Genomic DNA, 19,007 nt, shown 5'->3' on the forward strand with positions numbered 1-19,007 from the left:
TACCATGCCGTTTCTGCAAATCATGGTTGTGATTATTGTCGCAGCGATTCTCATTGTTGTCGTACGAGAACACCAACCATCTGTCAGCTTTCTATTAATGATCCTAACGGGAGTCATTATTTTTATATTTGTGTTAACGCAAATTAATCAGCTGGTGTTAGCGTTTCAAGAAATTACATCACGCGTTAACGTCAATTTATTGCATTTGGATACGGTTTTTAAAGTGATTGCTATTGCTTATATAACGGAGTTTGCTTCACACGTATTAAAAGATGCTCAATTACAATCATTAGCTGTGAAAGTTGAAATAATTGGGAAATTATTTATTCTACTGATGGCACTTCCGATTTTTATAGCTGTCATCGAAACATTATTGTCGTTTATGCCGTAATGATCAAAGGAGAAGGCTTATGAAAAAGACAATTGTGCTGATTCTGATTGTCATCATGAGCTTATTAACAACAAATGGTTATGCAGAGGAAAATGACGAGCAGGATGAACCGAATCAAGCGGAGTTAGAATCGGAGTTAGAAAGTTATTTTGATAGTCCAGATATTGAAAGACAGTGGCAACAACTGCTGACAGAGTACCGAGGGTATATGCCGATAGAATCGCAAAGTAGTTGGCGCGATATTGTAGATCAAGATTCAATATTGTCTTGGCGTGCATGGTTAGACGGTTTGATTATGTTTTTGGCTGATGAACTGTTAGCAAATGGCCAAACATTAGGTTTATTAATATTAATGACGTTATTAAGCGCTGTCTTAAACATTTTAGTCCAATCATTTGAATCGCAAACCGTTACAAAGGTCGGTCATGTCGTTGTTTTTGGGGTGTTAATCACAATTGCCATGACCGGTTTTCATGAAGCTGTTAGTTATACGACAGACACGATCGATACGATGCGTCATTTTATGGTGTCTTTATTGCCTTTGTTTTTAAGTATGATGGCAGCGTTTGGTCATGTGGCGACGGTCGCGTTTTTTAACCCGTTCATTTTGTTTTTTACGCAAGTGAGTGGACTGTTTGTTTCAAAAGTTATCGTACCGCTTATTTTTATATCAGCGGTTTTACATATAGCCAGTCATGTCAATGAAACGTACGATATGTCACGTTTAGCTCATCTCTTTAAACAAGGCGCTTTATGGTTGATGGGTGGGTTTCTGTCGTTGTTTTTAATGGTCATGTCAGTCCAAGGGGTGACAACGGCTGCATCGGATGGTGTTGCGATTAGAGCTGCTAAGTTTGTGACGAGTAACTTCATCCCGGTTATCGGCCGAATGTTGTCAGATGCGACAGATACCGTTTTATCCGCATCACTCCTCGTAAAGAATGCGATAGGTGTTGCAGGGCTCGTAGTGTTAGCGATTATGATTATCTTCCCTGTCATTAAAGTCCTCGTCTTGGGCCTTGTCTTTCGGTTAGCAGCTGCTATTTTACAACCTGTTGCTGATGGTCCAATCGTTAATATGGTTGATTTGATGGGGAAGCATATTCTGTATTTATTATTAGCATTATTAATGGTTGCGATTATGTTTTTCTTTTCAATTGTCATGCTCATCATCATAGGTAACACATCGTTAATGGTTCGTTAATGGAGGATTTAAAGTGGATTATGTAACGGGTTGGATCACGCAGCTTATCATCTTTATTTTTTTAGCAACATTATTGACCTTATTGATTCCGAAAACGTCGCATGAGTCAGTCATTCGCGTCGTTTTTGGCATGATCATATTACTACTGTTTTTGAACCCGATAACGACATTATTACGCATTAATCCTGAAGACTTAACAGACGATATCGATTTGTCCCTTTCATTAGTCGATCGTGAAGCAATTGAAAATGAAATTGAATCCAAAAAAAGAGAAATACAAGCCTCATCTGATGCATATATATTAGAACAGCTAACACAAGAGCTAAAAATGTCAGTTGAAGAGGAGTTGGTCAAGCAATATGATGTTGAAATCCAGGATGTGAATGTATCATGGCAAAACCTTTCTCAAGCAGACCATGTTAGTGACATGGTTGAACATGCCACGTTTGTATTGAGTCAAAACGAACCAGATCATCATCAAGTTGAAAAAGTAGATATTATGGCTGAAGAATCGAATGACGAACCAGACGATGACGCAATAAAAACGACAATAGCATCCTTTTTATCAATACCGTTAGACAATATCACACTGGAATGGGAGGGGGAACGTTCGATGTGAATTTTCTAGAACGATTGAAATTAAAAACAGATACAGATCGTCCGACAAAGCGGTCATACGTCATGTTAATTGGTTTGATTGGCTTGTTGTTGTTAATTGTGTCAAATGTATTTTCAAATGATTCTAGTGGGCCAACACCACCTAGTCAAGAAGAGGCGTGGACAAGCGATAAACAAAGTGAACAATCAGGCGATACAGATGATCAGAAAATCAAATCTCTCCAGGATGATATACGAACGAATCTTGAACAAGCGTTAGAAAGTGTCGCAGGCGTCCATGAAGTTGAAGTTAGCTTACAACTCGATTCATCAGCTATCCATGTTTATGAGAAAAATGAGACGACAACTTACCAATATACAGACGAAGAAGACCAAAACGGTGGTATACGCGAAGTAGAAGATGAATCGATAGATGAACAAACTGTGCTCATGAGGGAGAACAACCGAGAAGAACCGTTACTAGTTCAGACGAAAACACCACCGATCCGCGGTGTTTTAATTGTGGCAAAAGGGGTTGATCAAATTCATATTAAAGAAAGGGTGATTGATTCAGTGTCACGATTATTAGATGTCTCAACCCATCGAATAGCTGTTATGCCAAAAGGTGAGGAGGAATGATGATGGTATTACGAAAACAAACAGTATGGTTAATTACAATGTTGAGTTTATTGATTGTGTTGAGTGTGTATTATTTAATGTCGCCAGGTAGTGAAGAAGTGGCATTAATCCCTGATGAAGATGAAGAAAGACAAGAGATTATTGATGGTGAAGATGGATCGGAAGGTGGTCAAGATTCTGAGACAGAGGGGCAAACAAGCTCTACTTCGACAGATGGACTAGATGTTGATGTTAGTGTTGATGAGTTAACACCTCATGAACTATTTACGACGATTCGACTAGAAAAACAAGATACACGTAGCGAGTTAAAAGAGCAATTATCGTCTATTGTTGCTTCAAGTACAGCGACGACAGCTGAAAAAAATGAGGCGATGGAAGAAATGTATGCACTACAAACAGTGGCTCAAAAAGAAACGATTCTTGAAGAGATGATCATTCAGGAAAAAGGTTATCAAGATGTATTAGTTCGAACAGATGACGATGTGGTTCAAATTCGAGTGATAGCAGAAGAATTGTCATCAACAGATGCTAACCATATCATGCAGTTAGCTCGTGATGAGTTTGCTGACTTAGAACCACGGGTACGTTTACAAGATGATGCCTAATTCAACCTCCATATCCAAAAAGGGTATGGAGGTTTTAAAATTTATTTCTAGTAAAATTGAAATAATCTCAATATTAAGTTGAAGGTTGCTTTCAATTTATCGTACAATGTTGTTAGGAATTATTAGTACCTGTTATTAAATTTAAAGGAGTGCTAATCGAAATGCTAAAAGTACAAGAAATACGAGAGTTAATTAAATTAGTAGATGAATCATCAGTTTCAGAATTTACATACGAAACGGATGACGGTAAGATCTCAATGAGTAAACAACAAGGTGAAGTTGTACAGATGGCTGCACCTCAACCAGCAGTCACGCCTCAGCCAGTTGCTGAGCCAAAGGTGGAAGCGCAACCAGCAGATCCACAACCAGAACCACAACCAGCTGCTGAACCGAAAGAGGAAGCAGCACAAACGGGGGCAGTCGATTATGACACAGAGATTGTCTCACCAATGGTTGGAACATTTTATGAAGCACCATCTCCAGATGATGATGTGTACGTTCAAGTTGGTGATCACGTTGAGGAAAATTCTGTCGTATGTATCGTAGAAGCGATGAAATTATTTAACGAGATCGAGGCAGAAACAAAAGGTGAAATCGTCGAAATTCTTGTCGATGACGGTGAGTTAGTTGAATACGGACAACCACTATTCCGAGTGAAACAGAAGTAAAGGAGGGATTGTCCGTGATTAATAAAGTATTAGTAGCAAACCGTGGTGAAATTGCTGTTCGTATTATTCGAGCTTGTAAGGAATTGGGTATTGAAACAGTTGCTATTTTCTCTGAAGCTGACCGCGAATCGTTACACGTTCAAATTGCAGATGAAGCCTATTGTGTAGGTCCGATTTTGAGTAAAGATTCGTACTTGAATAAAACGAATATTATGAGTGTCGCCAAATTAACAAATTGTGATGCGATCCATCCAGGTTATGGTTTCTTATCAGAAAACGCTGATTTCGCAGAGCTCTGTGAGGAATGTAATGTGACATTTATTGGCCCTAGTGCGGACGCGATCTCTCGTATGGGGACGAAGGATGTTGCAAGAGAAACGATGCGTGAAGCGGGCGTTCCGATTGTTCCTGGTTCTGATGGGATCATAGAGAACGAAGATGAAGGTCGTCGAGTCGCAGAGGAAATCGGTTATCCAGTCATCATTAAAGCAACGGCTGGCGGTGGCGGAAAAGGAATCCGTGTCGCGCGTGATGAAGATGAATTAGTCCAAGGTATTCGCGTGACCCAAAATGAAGCAGAAACGGCGTTTGGTAATCCCGGCGTTTATTTAGAAAAATTCATTGAAGACTTTCGTCACGTTGAAATTCAAGTGCTAGCTGATAAACACGGCAATACGGTTCATTTAGGTGAACGTGATTGCACGGTGCAACGTCGCTTGCAGAAATTAATCGAAGAAACACCATCGCCAGCAATCGATGAAACGATTCGCACTAAAATGGGAGATGCTGCTGTAAAAGCTGCTGAAGCTGTTGATTATGTTGGTGCCGGGACAATCGAATTTATCTTTGACCAAAAAGATTCCAGCTTTTATTTCATGGAAATGAATACTCGAATCCAAGTCGAGCATCCTGTAACTGAAATGGTGACAGGTATTGATTTAATAAAACAACAGTTACGCGTTGCAAATGGTGAACCGTTACAATTTGGACAATCGGATATCCAGTTTAATGGATGGTCGATTGAATGTCGTATTAATGCGGAAAACCCGAGTAAAGATTTTATGCCATCAGCCGGAAAAGTCGCGATGTATTTACCACCTGGTGGATATGGTGTTCGTGTTGATTCAGCCGCTTATAGTGGTTGGAACATTCCACCGTATTATGACTCGATGATTGCGAAATTAATTGTTCACGCTGATACGCGAGAGGAAGCGATGGACAAAATGAATCGATCGCTTGATGAATTCATTATTGAAGGCATTCATTCAACGATTCCGTTTCATAAACGTATGATGAATCATAGCGTGTTTCGAGGTGGCGATTTTAACACGAAGTTCCTTGACACGTATCAAGTCATGAAAGATGACGAATAGAGGTGACGATCATGGAAGACAATCATTTATTAAATGTGAGCGAAGACCAATCGTTAGGTCGTGTGGAAATCGCTCCAGAAGTTATTGAAGTCATAGCTGGTATTGCCGCAAATGAAGTGAACGGCGTTGCCAATATGCGCGGCAATATTGCATCCAATGTCACTGAGAGACTCGGTAAGAAAAAACAACACGGTAAAGGTGTTAAAGTGGAGTTGACAGAAGAGGGCATTGAAATTGATGTTTACACTGTATTGGATTATGGCGTTTCGATTCCGAAAACGACTGAAAAAATACAAGAAAACATTCAATCAACCCTTAAAAACATGACAGCTTTAGAAATTTTAGAGATTAACGTTCATGTTGTCGGCATTCAAATTGAAGAAAAGACAGACGATGTCAAAGAAGAAACAAAAGCATAGAGCCCTTCATTAAACCCCAGCCATCACGTCAAGGACTGATGTGTGCGCTGGGGTTTAGTGTGTCATAAAAGATATATCACATAATTATCGGAGTTCGATGATAAACTTTTTATTTCTTAATCAATTCGTGGTAAACTGACAAATGTGAATTACTAGTATAAACCGAACGTAAGAAGGAGTTAACATATCATGAGTCGAAAGCATAGTCGCGAAAAAGCGTTTCAAATATTATTTCAAATTGATATTAATCAAGACGTGAAAGAAGAAAATTTAATGAAAGTGATGGATGAAGACGTGACTCCATTTGCAACGCAGCTCGTTAAAGGAGTTATTGATCATAAAGAAGAAATTGACGCCGCTATTGATCAACATTTAGAACATTGGAGTTTTTCAAGAATCGGGGCTGTTGAAAAGGCGCTACTACGTATTGCTGTTTATGAAATGAGATACGTTGAAGAAACGCCGTATAAAGTCGCCGTAAATGAAGCGGTTGAATTAGCTAAACGTTTTCACGATGATCAATCAGGTAAATTCGTCAACGGCGTATTATCTAAACTGACGGAACAATAGAAGGTGATAGCAATGGATACAACAATAATGTACGGACTACCAGCTGCCAATCATATTCGCAATGAATTGCAACAAACTGTAACAGAGTTAAAAGATCAACGAATCACACCTAAGATATCTGTTGTCATTATCGGAGATCACCCAGCGTCGCAAACGTACGTGCGTATTAAGAAAAAAGCAGCCGAAAAAATCGGTATGGAAGCCGATATCATTCAACGCGAGTCAACGATTACACAAGACGAACTACTTCGTATCATAGATCATTTAAATCATGATCCCAACACACACGGCATTCTCGTCCAACTTCCATTACCAGAACAAATTAATGATCATGCTATATTGGAGCGAATTTCACCCGAGAAAGACGTTGATGGTTTTCACCCTATCAATATGGGGCGTTTAGCTGTCGGTGAAGATGCCTTTTACCCATGTACGCCTTTTGGCATTATGAAATTGCTCGATTTTTACGGAATTGATGTTGCACGTCAACATGTTGTGATCGTTGGTCGTAGCCATATTGTTGGAAAACCTGTTGGGCAAATGATGTTAAATCAAGATGCGACTGTTACATATTGTCATTCAAAAACAGAAGATCTGTCGTATTATACATCGCAAGCTGACATTTTAATTGTCGCCGTTGGTCGTGCACATTTAATTGGTCAACAAGACGTGAAAAAAGGCGCGGTTGTAGTCGATGTCGGTAATTCATTCCAACCATCTGGTGAGGTGTTAGGCGATGTTAATTTTGATGATTTACAGCAACACGCCAGTTTTATAACGCCAGTTCCTAAAGGTGTCGGTCCTATGACGATTACGATGTTACTTTATAATACGGTTAAAGCAGCGAAACGTTTAATGAATGAAGGGGATTGAACGGTATGGAACAGCCTAAATATTTGACTGTCACAGCATTAACCAAATATATCAAAAAGAAATTCGATATAGACCGCCACTTAAGACAAGTGTTAGTGCAAGGTGAAATATCCAACTTTAAACACCATTCAAGAGGGCATATGTATTTTACCGTAAAAGATGATCAAGCGAGGATATCTGCAGTCATGTTTGCCTCTCACAATCAGTCTTTAACGTTTAAACCTGAAGATGGTATGAAAGTGTTGCTTCAAGGGGACATCAGTGTTTATGAAAGGTCAGGACAATACCAATTGTACGTTCACAAAATGGAACCTGATGGCCTCGGGGCATTGTATAAAGCTTATGAACAGTTAAAAGAAAAATTATCTGCTGAAGGATTGTTTGATGATGAACATAAAAAAACTATCCCGCAATATCCGAATAAAATCGGTGTCATCACATCACAAACAGGTGCAGCTGTTAGAGATATATTAACAACGATTAATCGCCGGTATCCTCAAGCGAGACGAATTGTATTCCCTGTTTCTGTACAAGGTGAACAGGCAGGGCAATCAGTTGCTAACCCTATTCACGCTGCAAACGAAATCGGTGATTTTGATACGTTAATTGTCGGAAGAGGTGGCGGATCAATTGAAGAATTGTGGGCATTTAATGAGGAAGTTGTGGCACGTGCTATTGACGCATCTCGTATTCCGGTCATTTCTGCAGTCGGTCATGAAACAGATTTTACTATAAGTGATTTTGTTGCAGATTTGCGTGCCCCTACTCCAACAGCTGCAGCAGAATTAGCTGTTCCATCTCAAGACCAATTATTTCAGCACCTAAAAGTGACACACCAACGTTTTCAGCAATTAATGACTTATAAAATCAACGGTCAGCGAGATCGTTTAGATCGACTGAAAAATGCCTACGCCTTTAAGTATCCCGTTCATTTAACACAGCAGAAAGAACAAGACTTAGATAAAGCCATCAATCAATTAAATCGTAATATGAAACAACTTGTTTATAATCAAACTCAGCAACTAGCAAAACAGCAAGAACGGCTCTATGCTAATTCACCACAACAACTTGTTAAAGAACGTAATCAATCATTAACAACACGGCAAACACAATTAAAGCATGCCATGACGTCTAATTATCAACATCACTTGCATCGACTAGATCGTGTCGTTGATAAATTAAATGTTTTAAGTCCACTCAATACCATGAAACGTGGATATGCTATTCCATATAATCAAAGCCAAGATATCGTACGCTCTGTTGACGATGTCTCAGCTGGCGAATCACTTGATGTGACACTAGCTGACGGATTATTATACTGTCAAATTAATACGATTGAGGAAAGGGATGAAGATGATGGAGGAGAAAACGGAATTAACGTTTGAACAAGCTATGGAACGGTTAGATAAAATTGTGGAACAGTTAGAACAAGGTGATGTTCCGCTAGAAAAAGCCATTCAATATTACAAAGACGGCATGGAATTAACGAAAGTATGTCATGATAAGTTGAAGAATGTTGAAAATGAAATGGCTGAGATTATGAATCAAAATGGTGATACTACTACCTTTACTGTGGAGGACGAATCAGAGTGACAATCGATATTGAGACAAAAAGACACAATCTAGATAAGTGGTTATATGATCGATTAACTAGCATGACATTACCAAACGATTTTGAAAATGCTGTTCAATATGCTGTGAAAGCTGGTGGTAAGCGATTACGACCAATATTATTACATTCGGCATTTAACGCTTTTTCAAACGATGACGACAAAATTATTGACGTGATGCTAGCCCTAGAACTCATTCATACGTATTCGTTAATTCATGATGATTTACCGGCGATGGATGATGATGATCTCCGACGTGGCATGCCAACTATACATAAAGAATATGATGAGGCGACAGCTATATTAGTTGGGGATGGGTTTTTAACGTATGCGTTCCAAATTATCTCTAATAGTCCGCATTTAGCTGCAGAAGAAAAAGTCTACGTCACCCAACAGTTGAGTCAAGCTAGTGGTTTCGATGGAATGATACAAGGACAGTACCTTGATCTAAAGGCTGAAAATCAAACTGTATCTTTAGATGAATTAGAGACAATCCATCGCTTTAAAACTGGTGCTTTAATACGAGCCGCAGTGAAAATAGGGGCGTATTTAGGTGGCGCTGTTCCCCCACAAATTGAATCTCTAGATCGGTACGCTAGTTATTTAGGTTTGATTTTTCAAGTACAAGACGACATATTAGATGTCACAGGTGATGAAGAAGCGTTAGGAAAACCTGTCGGTAGTGATGAATCGCTCCAAAAAAGTACCTACCCAAGTTTATTAGGGTTAGAAGGGGCGCAGAAATGGCGTGACGAATGCATGAATAAAGCGACAAAAGCGCTTCAAGAAGCGAATGTAAACCATGATGAACTACAGGCGTTTATTCAATTATTTGGGCGCCGTAATCACTAGGGTTTAAGAATTGTGAGTTATATAGCAATGTGATAAAATATAATTAACTAGAGGGATGGTGCAGTATTCTAGTCGGTCCTCCGCTTCTGAAGGCGGGCCTAAAAATCCGCCAAAGGGCATATCGATGAAGTTCCTGGTGTTGGCTTGAGGCGCCCAGCCTTGGGTCGATGCTGGGAGTTAAGGTTGTAGGGCGATCCGCAATGGCATGTGGGCGTTGACCCTACTTCCGTGGAGGCCCATATTTGTGTCTCGTGATCATGGTTACGAGGGATGAAGTGGGGTATGAACCTGCATGATAGCGAGGAATTCGTTATCTGCAGCGTAGCCTGCCTTGAGTGGTGTCTAGGGGATTACAACCATAATATGTTCTATCGTGTGGCCAGCGATTTAGAGCATTTCGAAACGTTGTATGAAATAGGGACTGCAAAAGAGGCTAGGAAGCGGTCAAAGGCTGCCGAGGAAAACTCCTAGACTGTTCCATTAGACATTTAAAAGGGATTATAGTGCGTACTAAGTGGTAATCCAGTTTGGCCTATGGAAACGTGGCTGAGACCGTTTTAAAGGGGAACCGCCGTAGTGGCAACACACGGTAACGGTCTGGGAAAACCTACTGGACCTAAGTCGCAATTTTTACCTTTTAAATGACCATCCCTTCTATACATAATGTAGAAGAACATGTAAGTAACACAATAGACTAAGAGGTCAAGCGATGATTAAAATATTAAGAGATTCAATAAAGTTTTCAATTGGAATTGCCGTTATCACGTTTGTGTTAGCGGCCATTTTTTCACTTGTATCACAAGGTATATTAGGCGGTGTTAGTTGGACAGTTGGTTTTGTCATCGTGGTAGTCATTGTATTAATCGGTGTATCAGCTGACATGCTAGGGATTGCGGCAACAGCAGCAAGTGAAGTGCCATTTCATTCTATGGCTTCCGAACGAGTATATGGTGCGAAAAATGCTATTCGTATTGTTAGGAACGCCGATAAGTTTGCCACATTTTGTAACGATGTGATTGGTGATATTGCAGGTGTTATTAGTGGTACAGCTTCAACATTAGTCGTCATTCAACTTGCGACAGCTATATCCAATGGTGATACAAATAATATACAATTTGTAATTGGTATTATTTTCACAAGTTTCGTTGCAGCTTTAACTGTAGGCGGTAAAGCTTTAGGTAAATCATTTGCTGTACGAATGTCGACAAATTTAGTGCTTTTTGCAGGGAAATTGACGGCGTTTATTGAAGATACATTACATATACGGATTTTACCGGCTAAAAATAATAAAGATAAAAACCGTTAGTACATAATAATTGTAACCGTTTTAGTCTAACTAAAACAGAAAATCATAACAAAGGTGTGTGATCCGCTGTGGATCTTCAAAACATTCATCATCCATCGCAAATAAAAGGGTTATCGACTGAGCAATTAGAACATTTAAGTGAAGACATTCGTTCATTTCTAATAGAGAATTTATCGATTACAGGTGGTCATTTAGGGCCGAATTTAGGTGTCGTGGAATTAACATTGGTACTCCACCAAATGTTTGATAGTCCTAAAGATAAATTTCTGTGGGATGTCGGTCACCAAACCTACGTTCATAAAATGCTAACAGGTCGAATGGATCAATTTAATACGTTAAGACAATATCAAGGTCTATGCGGCTTCCCTAAACGTAACGAGAGCGAACATGATATTTGGGAAACCGGCCATAGCTCAACATCACTATCAGCAGCCATGGGGATGGCGATTGCTCGTGATGTCAAAGAAGAAGACCATCATGTTGTCCCAATTATTGGTGATGGCGCTTTAACAGGTGGTATGGCGTTAGAGGCATTAAACCATATTGGTCATGAACAAAAAAATATGATTGTTATTTTAAATGATAATGAAATGTCAATTGCGCCAAATGTTGGTGCGATGCATAATATGTTAGCTCGCCTCCGTAGTGGCCAGCGCTACAATTGGGTGAAAGACGAATTAGAATTCTTGTTGAAGAAAATACCATCTGTTGGCGGACGAATTGCAAACACAGCTGAGCGGATTAAAGACAGCATGAAATATTTAGTTGTACCGGGTATGTTCTTTGAAGAACTTGGCTTTACGTATTATGGTCCTGTTGATGGTCATAATTTTGATGATTTATTTAAATCAATCGATTATGCGAAAAAGACGGACGGTCCAATAATTATTCATGTCCTGACAACGAAAGGGAAAGGGTACCACCCAGCAGAAAATGATACAGTTGGAACGTGGCACGGTGTTGGCCCATATAAAATTGAATCCGGTGAATCGATGAAGAAAGGGTCCTCAGGTAAAGCGTGGAGTAAAGTGATCAGCGATACATTAATTGATTTAGCTAAACATGATCGTCGTATTGTAGCTGTAACACCTGCTATGACAGTCGGCTCTAAACTTGAAGACTTCCGAAAGGCTTATCCTGATCGTTTGTTTGATGTCGGCATTGCTGAACAACATGCTACGACCGTATCGGGTGGTCTTGCCACTCAAGGTATGAAGCCGTTTTTATCTATTTACTCAACGTTCTTACAAAGAGGGTTTGACCAAGTGGTACACGATGTTTGTCGTCAGAACTTGAACGTTATTTTCGGGATTGACCGTGCTGGATTAGTCGGAGCTGACGGTGAAACGCACCAAGGTGTCTTCGATATATCATTTTTACGCGATTTACCAAACATGAAAATCATGATGCCTAAAGATGCAGAAGAAGGGCAGAACATGGTTTATACAGCTGTTAACTATGATGATGGCCCTATGGCTGTCCGTTACCCACGAGGTAATGCGAGTGATGAACCGGTATTAGGTCATTATGATCTGATTCCAATGGGTCAGTGGGATGTGTTAAAAGAGGGCGATGATTTAGTTGTCTTAACATTTGGCACGATGATTCCACGTGCTTTAGAAGCAGCTGAAGCGTTAGAGCAAGACGGCGTATCCGTTCGTGTCGTGAACGCTCGTTTTATTAAACCGTTAGATCATGATATGATGCATCAAATTGCGAAAGAAAAATTACCCATCCTAACGATTGAAGAACATGCCTTACAAGGCGGATTTGGCAGTGCCATCTTAGAATTTTTCGAAACTGAAAAATTACCGTTCCCATATATTTCGCGTATGGGTATTCCAGACCGTTTTATCGAACACGGCGGTGTGAACGACTTATTAGAAGAAGTCGGTCTTACAGTTGAAGCGATTACGCAAGAAATTAAAGACATTGTACCAACACAAAAGAAAAGAGCTTAAGAAACATGGGAAAAGTACGTTTAGATACACTATTAGTTGAACAAGGCTATTTTGAATCTCGGGAAAAAGCCAAACGATCGATTATGGCGGGGCTCGTTTACACGGATCATGAGTTATTAGACAAACCTGGCGTTAAGGTGGATGCAGCGATTAATCTTTATGTGAAAGGCAAGGCTGTTCCTTACGTTAGCCGTGGTGGTTTAAAGCTTGAAAAAGCGATTAAACGCTTTGAATTAGATCTTACCGACCAAATTATCGTAGATATTGGGTCATCGACAGGTGGATTTACCGACTGTGCATTACAACATGGTGCAAAGGCAAGTTACGCTATTGACGTTGGTTATAACCAATTAGATTGGTCACTACGACAAGATGACCGCGTACATGTTATGGAACGCACGAATTTTCGTTACGTGACACCTGACGATTTTAACGATGGTTTACCGACGATGGCTGTTACAGACGTGTCATTTATTTCACTCAAGCTTATCTTTCCTGTCGTTAAAACCATCGTCCAATCCGGTTCCGATATTGTCGCGTTAATTAAACCACAATTTGAAGCTGGTCGAGATGCTGTCGGGAAGAAGGGCATTGTACGTGATAAACAAACACATCATGATGTCGTCGAAACAGTTCTTGACTTCATTTATCAAGAAGGGTTCTCAATTGAAAACTTAGATTACTCACCGATAACTGGTGGCGATGGTAACATTGAATTTTTATTACATGCCAAATGGTTTCAGGACCATCAATTTAAAAAGGTCGATTCATCGATCATTAATGACATAGTTCAAGAAGCACACCAAGACTTTAACAATCGAACATAAGAAAAGTTGGTGAACGGAAACAGTGAAAAAAACGCAACGCTTACTCAAGATTCGAGATTTAATTTATAAATATGATATTGAAACACAAGATGAACTCGTCCAAACGTTTCAGGATCTAGGATATGATGTGACACAAGCTACGATTTCGCGCGATATTAAAGAACTGCAGCTCGTTAAAGTACCGACACGAACGGGTGGCTATAAATACAGCTTGCCAGGCGATACAAAAGTGAATCCGACTGAAAAATTGCAACGAACACTAATTGAAAGCTTTGTATCCATTGATCGAGCGGATCATTTCATTGTGCTTAAAACAGTGCCAGGAAATGCACAAGCTGTCGGTGTCTTAATTGATCAATTAGACTGGGAAGACATTATGGGCAGCATTTGTGGTGATGATACGTGCTTAATTATTTGCCGCACACCAGAGCATAGTGAGGCAGTTTACGATGAATTTATGACAATGCTTTAGAATATGAGGTGGCGATTGTGTTAGCACAAATTACGATTAAAGATTTTGCCATTATTGATGAAGTGTCGCTTACTTTTAATGATGGGTTAACCGTTTTAACAGGTGAAACTGGAGCGGGAAAATCGATTATCATTGATGCGATTCAACTATTGGCTGGAGCACGTGCTTCTGTTGACTACGTTAGGCATCAAGCTGATCAAGCAGTTATTGAGGGCTTGTTTTTTATAGATAATCATACGCATTTAGCTCAACAAGTGATGGATGAATTTGATTTACCGACAGACGAAGATGAAGGTAGCATTGTGATAGAGCGACGTATTACGTCTAAGGGAAAAAGTATTTGTAAAGTTAACGGGAAGCTCATTACGTTAGCTGTCTTAAAAGAACTTGGTCGGCATTTGATCGATATCCATAGTCAACATGAAACCCAATCGTTGATGAATCCCGATAGCCACATTTCATTACTCGATCAATTTGACCCCGAACGAATTGAAGAAACGAAAGCGCATTATAAAGAGTTGTATGACCATATGCAATCTCTCCGTCGTAAATACGATGAACTGGCGCATAATGAACAAGAAGTTGCGCAAAAAATTGATTTATTAACATTTCAATGGCAAGAACTGAACGACGCTCAATTGCAACCCCATGAGGATGAAACATTAGAAGAAGAGCGTCGACATTTAATGAATTATGAACGTATTTTCGATGGGCTAAATTCAGCATACGAAGCCTTATCGGGTGAAAGCCATGCATTAGACTTTTTAGGCCATGCAATGACTGCACTTGAGTCATTAGAAGATGTCGATGATGAGTTTGCTCAGTTGTCCAAACAACTCAAAACCAATTATTACTCATTAGAAGAATTGTCATTTGATTTACGTAATCGAGTGGACGAATTAGAATTTCAACCTAACCGCTTGGATGAAATAGAAACACGCTTGTTTGAATTGAATCGATTGAAGCGAAAATATGGCTTAGAAGTTGACGGCTTGATGAAACGAATGGCTGAAATGGAAGAAGAGCTAGAACAGTTAGAAAATAAAGATACACATTTGCAATCATTAGAACGTGATATTAAAGAGGCACAGAAAGATGCTGTGACTGAAGCTGATCATTTACATAAGTTGCGCCTTGATATTGCTAAAGAGTTATCTCAAGCTATTCAAGCTGAGTTAAAAGATCTGTATTTAGAAAAAGCCCAATTTGACGTCTCCTTTACGACACAATTAGGCGAGGTTGAATGGCGAGATCAAAACATTAAATTGTTGAAACAAGGATTAGACCTCGTTCAGTTTCTCATTACGACGAACCCAGGGGAACCGTTAAAACCACTTCATAAAGTAGCGTCAGGCGGCGAAATTTCTAGAATTATGTTAGCGATTAAGAGCATTTTATCACAACACCAAGGCATTACGAGTGTAATTTTTGATGAAGTGGACACAGGTGTTAGCGGTCGCGTTGCTCAAGCAATAGCACAAAAAATACACCGTATATCGGATCAATCGCAAGTTCTTTGCATAACACATTTGCCACAAGTTGCCGCTATAGCCGATCATCATTATGTTATTGAAAAAGATGTATCATCATCAGGCTTTACGACATCTTCTGTCCAACGGTTGAGTGACCAAGAAGCGATTGATGAAGTCGGCCGAATGATTTCAGGCGGAGAACTAACTGAAACGACGACTCAACATGCTGAAGAATTAATAAAACAAGCTGAATCGATGAAAAGCTAGGCAATGCCTAGCTTTTTTGTTTTGTTTAAGCGATATACTGACATAATTAGGTGTAAACAAGGAAATGTTAAACTATATTGTCTTTACTTTTCCCGTTTAAAAAGTATTTAATCGGCTCAAATTAACATTAACGCTTAAATTTTAATTGAAATGAGGAGTGACATAATATTGAGCCGTTCACGCATTGCATTACACATCATTCTCCTTGTTTCATTTGTTCTTCCATTTACACTGCCCCAACCAGTGTTAGCCCAATCATTACAACCTGTTGAAGAAGTGATTCCAGGTGGCCAATCGTTAGGCATTAAGTTACATTCTTCAGGTGTGCTTGTAGCCGGATTTAGTGATGTGTCATCTTCTGAAGATCAGTCACCAGCACAAGAAGCTGGAATCGAAACAGGGGATATTATTCTTCAGTTAAATGGTCATAAAATTGACGATATGCAGTCGTTTAAAACGATCATGACACAGTATGAAAAACAAGCTGATCCAATACAATTGTTAATTAAACGAAAGGAACAGATTTTTCCGATTGAAGTAACCCCAGTTCAAGACCAAAATCAAGACATTTACAAATTAGGATTGTATATTAGAGATGCGACAGAAGGAATAGGGACGTTAACGTTTTATGATCCTGTAAGTAAACGATATGCAGCATTAGGGCATGTTATAGCTGATCAACAGTCGAAAAAGCCACTTGATATCTTTGATGGTCATATTGTGCTCTCGGACGTGACGTCGATTAATAAAGGTGAAAGTGGTTCGCCGGGTGAAAAACGCGCCCGCATTCCGAAAAAACGACCTGGCATAGGCACGATTCAAAAAAATTCGGATTACGGTATTTATGGCGAAATTAAATCTGATGAGTTTTTAAAAGATGAACAGTTCGACGCTATACCGATTGCGAGAGCTAGTGACGTTAAAGAAGGAAAAGCGCAAATGTTAACCGTCATTAACGGTCAAAAGGTTGAACGCTTTGATGTTGAAATTGTGAGCAGTGTCCCATCTAAAAATCCTGAGACGAAAGGGATGGTTATTCAAGTGACAGACGATGAGTTACTTGAAGCATCTGGTGGTATCGTGCAAGGGATGAGCGGGAGCCCTATTATACAAGATGGGCGTATTGTTGGCGCAGTCACTCATGTCTTCTTAAATGATCCGACGAGTGGTTATGGTGTCCATTTAGAATGGATGTTAGAAGAAGCAGGCCTTACCATTCAAGAATCAGAACAACAACAGGCTAGCTAATAAGGTAACCCAATGCGGTTGACACGCGTTGGGTTTTTCTTTATAGAGATTAAAAATTATGTCGAAACCATTAGTTAATTGTCGAATTATGGATTTAAAGTTATTAAATATGAAAAAATCTCAAGAATTTCACTTTTAAAAAAGGAAAATAAGTCTAACTGTCGAATGGAATATATGAGGAAGATATAAAGTGAAAATTTATAGGAGGGAATATGATGGAAAAAATCAAAGTCGCAATCGCGGACGATAATCGAGATCTTGTCCACATGTTGGAGGAGCATTTTGACGAGGTGATGGAAACAGAGGTAGTTGGGACAGCTTATAATGGCAATGAATGCTTGGATGTTGTGGCAGAAAAGGAGCCTGATGTTTTAATTTTAGACATCATCATGCCACATATGGATGGTTTAGCTGTTATGGAGAAACTGCGCGAATTGTCGCTGAACAAAGTACCTAAAGTCATTATGTTAACAGCCTTTGGCCACGAATCCGTGACGAAAAAGGCTGTTGAGTTAGGGGCTACATATTATATGTTAAAGCCTTTTGATCTCGACATGCTTAAGGATCAAGTTTTAAATATTGCTGGATCTAAACCATACACACCATTCAAACCTGCTACAAATGAAACACAACCACAACAATTTGACCTTGACTCAAATATTACATCGATTATTCATGAAGTTGGCGTTCCTGCTCATATTAAGGGATATTTATATTTACGCGAAGCCATTGGCATGGTTTATCATGATATCGAATTGCTTGGGTCGATTACGAAAGTATTGTATCCAGACATTGCGAAAAAATATAATACGACCGCATCCCGAGTAGAAAGAGCGATCCGCCACGCGATTGAAGTCGCATGGAATAGAGGCAATATTGATTCATTGTCAGCTATTTTCGGCTATACGGTAAGCATGACGAAAGCCAAACCAACTAATTCAGAGTTCATTGCGATGATTGCAGACAAGTTGCGTTTAGAGAATAAAGTGGGATAAGCTGATATGATAGCATCTCACACGATGAGGAAACAAATGGAAAATAAAAATAAATACCGACTAATATCAAGAATAAGGGTTATAAACCAACTAATATAATCTTTATTTGATTAGAATTTTATGCCTTCTTTTATTGGTGTGTTCCAAAAATAAAAGGAGGCTTTTTACATTTATGAAACGATTATTGTTAAGTTTGGATCATTTTATGCTGCAATGTGATGCTAAAAATTTGAGTCCAAAAACACTCAAGAGTTATGATCAATCACTAAAATTATTTCTACATTATGTACATCATGAACATGAGATCAATGAAGTGGATAAAATAAAAACTTTTCACATTAGAAGTTATATTAAGTACCTGAAAGAACGAGGTAAATACAACACCATTACTTCTAATGAAAAGTATTTAGAAAAAACTTATCAAGATAGAAGGCAAGACATTGGAGAGAGTGTAAAAAATGATAATGTGTAAATTAATAGAAAGGAGGGTAGTTAATTAGTACTAAAAATTATAATAATGAGAGGGGATAATTATGAAAAAAGCATTAATTATTGTATCAACTTGTATTTTGCAAGAGAAAAATACATAGTTTTGCAATCAAAAATACATAAGATTGCCAGCCCTTTTTCGCTATTCTTGATTAGATAGTGCGTGCTT

Annotated in this window: 21 protein-coding genes; all 21 read left to right on the forward strand. The window is 39.1% G+C overall.

Annotated features, from left to right (window positions below):
* Positions 1 to 4: 4 nt before the first annotated feature.
* The 21 genes from spoIIIAD to ABID56_RS12080 all read left to right on the forward strand — a co-directional run bounded on the left by spoIIIAD (position 5) and on the right by ABID56_RS12080 (position 18,821).
* Positions 5 to 391 (forward strand): stage III sporulation protein AD, encoded by a 387-nt coding sequence (gene spoIIIAD / locus ABID56_RS11980; RefSeq protein WP_354221529.1) that lies wholly within the window; start codon positions 5 to 7, stop codon positions 389 to 391.
* Between the two features lie 19 nt (positions 392 to 410).
* On the forward strand, positions 411 to 1,595 hold the full coding sequence (spoIIIAE, locus tag ABID56_RS11985) for a stage III sporulation protein AE (protein WP_354221531.1): 1,185 nt from the start codon (positions 411 to 413) through the stop codon (positions 1,593 to 1,595).
* 13 nt (positions 1,596 to 1,608) lie between these two features.
* Positions 1,609 to 2,214: a stage III sporulation protein AF gene (spoIIIAF, locus tag ABID56_RS11990; protein ID WP_354221533.1), complete on the forward strand. Its 606-nt coding sequence runs from the start codon at positions 1,609 to 1,611 to the stop codon at positions 2,212 to 2,214.
* Entirely contained in the window at positions 2,211 to 2,831 is a 621-nt protein-coding gene (gene spoIIIAG, locus ABID56_RS11995; protein WP_354221535.1) for a stage III sporulation protein AG, read from the forward strand. The genes spoIIIAF and spoIIIAG overlap by 4 nt, the downstream gene beginning before the upstream one ends.
* Before the next feature lie 2 nt (positions 2,832 to 2,833).
* Positions 2,834 to 3,436, forward strand: a complete 603-nt coding sequence (locus tag ABID56_RS12000) for a SpoIIIAH-like family protein (protein WP_354221537.1) — start codon at positions 2,834 to 2,836, stop codon at positions 3,434 to 3,436.
* A gap of 161 nt (positions 3,437 to 3,597) precedes the next feature.
* A complete protein-coding gene (gene accB, locus ABID56_RS12005) occupies positions 3,598 to 4,104 on the forward strand; it encodes an acetyl-CoA carboxylase biotin carboxyl carrier protein (protein ID WP_354221539.1) in 507 nt (168 codons plus the stop codon).
* 14 nt (positions 4,105 to 4,118) lie between these two features.
* Positions 4,119 to 5,477: an acetyl-CoA carboxylase biotin carboxylase subunit gene (gene accC, locus ABID56_RS12010; RefSeq protein WP_354221541.1), complete on the forward strand. Its 1,359-nt coding sequence runs from the start codon at positions 4,119 to 4,121 to the stop codon at positions 5,475 to 5,477.
* An 11-nt stretch (positions 5,478 to 5,488) separates the two neighbouring features.
* The gene (locus tag ABID56_RS12015; protein ID WP_354221543.1) at positions 5,489 to 5,896 is read left to right on the forward strand and encodes an Asp23/Gls24 family envelope stress response protein; all 408 of its coding nucleotides are present in this window, start codon (positions 5,489 to 5,491) and stop codon (positions 5,894 to 5,896) included.
* A 189-nt stretch (positions 5,897 to 6,085) separates the two neighbouring features.
* The gene (gene nusB / locus ABID56_RS12020) at positions 6,086 to 6,466 is read left to right on the forward strand and encodes a transcription antitermination factor NusB (RefSeq protein WP_354221545.1); all 381 of its coding nucleotides are present in this window, start codon (positions 6,086 to 6,088) and stop codon (positions 6,464 to 6,466) included.
* 12 nt (positions 6,467 to 6,478) lie between these two features.
* Positions 6,479 to 7,339: a bifunctional 5,10-methylenetetrahydrofolate dehydrogenase/5,10-methenyltetrahydrofolate cyclohydrolase gene (locus ABID56_RS12025; RefSeq protein WP_354221547.1), complete on the forward strand. Its 861-nt coding sequence runs from the start codon at positions 6,479 to 6,481 to the stop codon at positions 7,337 to 7,339.
* Between the two features lie 5 nt (positions 7,340 to 7,344).
* Positions 7,345 to 8,724 (forward strand): exodeoxyribonuclease VII large subunit, encoded by a 1,380-nt coding sequence (xseA, locus tag ABID56_RS12030; protein ID WP_354221549.1) that lies wholly within the window; start codon positions 7,345 to 7,347, stop codon positions 8,722 to 8,724.
* Positions 8,696 to 8,932, forward strand: coding sequence for an exodeoxyribonuclease VII small subunit (gene xseB / locus ABID56_RS12035; RefSeq protein ID WP_354221551.1), 237 nt, complete (start codon positions 8,696 to 8,698; stop codon positions 8,930 to 8,932). Before xseA ends, xseB begins: the two co-directional genes overlap by 29 nt.
* Positions 8,929 to 9,801: a polyprenyl synthetase family protein gene (locus tag ABID56_RS12040; protein WP_354221553.1), complete on the forward strand. Its 873-nt coding sequence runs from the start codon at positions 8,929 to 8,931 to the stop codon at positions 9,799 to 9,801. The genes xseB and ABID56_RS12040 overlap by 4 nt, the downstream gene beginning before the upstream one ends.
* Positions 9,802 to 10,510: 709 nt before the next feature.
* A complete protein-coding gene (locus ABID56_RS12045; RefSeq protein WP_354221555.1) occupies positions 10,511 to 11,107 on the forward strand; it encodes a hypothetical protein in 597 nt (198 codons plus the stop codon).
* 68 nt (positions 11,108 to 11,175) lie between these two features.
* Positions 11,176 to 13,068, forward strand: a complete 1,893-nt coding sequence (gene dxs, locus ABID56_RS12050; protein ID WP_354221557.1) for a 1-deoxy-D-xylulose-5-phosphate synthase — start codon at positions 11,176 to 11,178, stop codon at positions 13,066 to 13,068.
* Positions 13,069 to 13,073: 5 nt separating this feature from the next.
* On the forward strand, positions 13,074 to 13,895 hold the full coding sequence (locus tag ABID56_RS12055; RefSeq protein WP_354221559.1) for a TlyA family RNA methyltransferase: 822 nt from the start codon (positions 13,074 to 13,076) through the stop codon (positions 13,893 to 13,895).
* A gap of 22 nt (positions 13,896 to 13,917) precedes the next feature.
* Positions 13,918 to 14,367 (forward strand): transcriptional regulator AhrC/ArgR, encoded by a 450-nt coding sequence (gene ahrC / locus ABID56_RS12060; RefSeq protein ID WP_354221561.1) that lies wholly within the window; start codon positions 13,918 to 13,920, stop codon positions 14,365 to 14,367.
* 17 nt (positions 14,368 to 14,384) lie between these two features.
* A complete protein-coding gene (gene recN, locus ABID56_RS12065; protein ID WP_354221563.1) occupies positions 14,385 to 16,106 on the forward strand; it encodes a DNA repair protein RecN in 1,722 nt (573 codons plus the stop codon).
* Between the two features lie 168 nt (positions 16,107 to 16,274).
* Positions 16,275 to 17,354 (forward strand): SpoIVB peptidase, encoded by a 1,080-nt coding sequence (spoIVB, locus tag ABID56_RS12070; RefSeq protein WP_354221565.1) that lies wholly within the window; start codon positions 16,275 to 16,277, stop codon positions 17,352 to 17,354.
* Between the two features lie 215 nt (positions 17,355 to 17,569).
* Complete coding sequence (spo0A, locus tag ABID56_RS12075; RefSeq protein WP_354221567.1) at positions 17,570 to 18,349, forward strand: sporulation transcription factor Spo0A; 780 nt, start codon at positions 17,570 to 17,572, stop codon at positions 18,347 to 18,349.
* A gap of 172 nt (positions 18,350 to 18,521) precedes the next feature.
* Positions 18,522 to 18,821 (forward strand): site-specific integrase, encoded by a 300-nt coding sequence (locus ABID56_RS12080; RefSeq protein WP_354221569.1) that lies wholly within the window; start codon positions 18,522 to 18,524, stop codon positions 18,819 to 18,821.
* Positions 18,822 to 19,007: the final 186 nt, after the last annotated feature.

Origin of the sequence: Alkalibacillus flavidus (assembly GCF_040545925.1) — a bacterium.
Taxonomy (GTDB): Bacteria; Bacillota; Bacilli; order Bacillales; family Alkalibacillaceae; genus Alkalibacillus; species Alkalibacillus flavidus.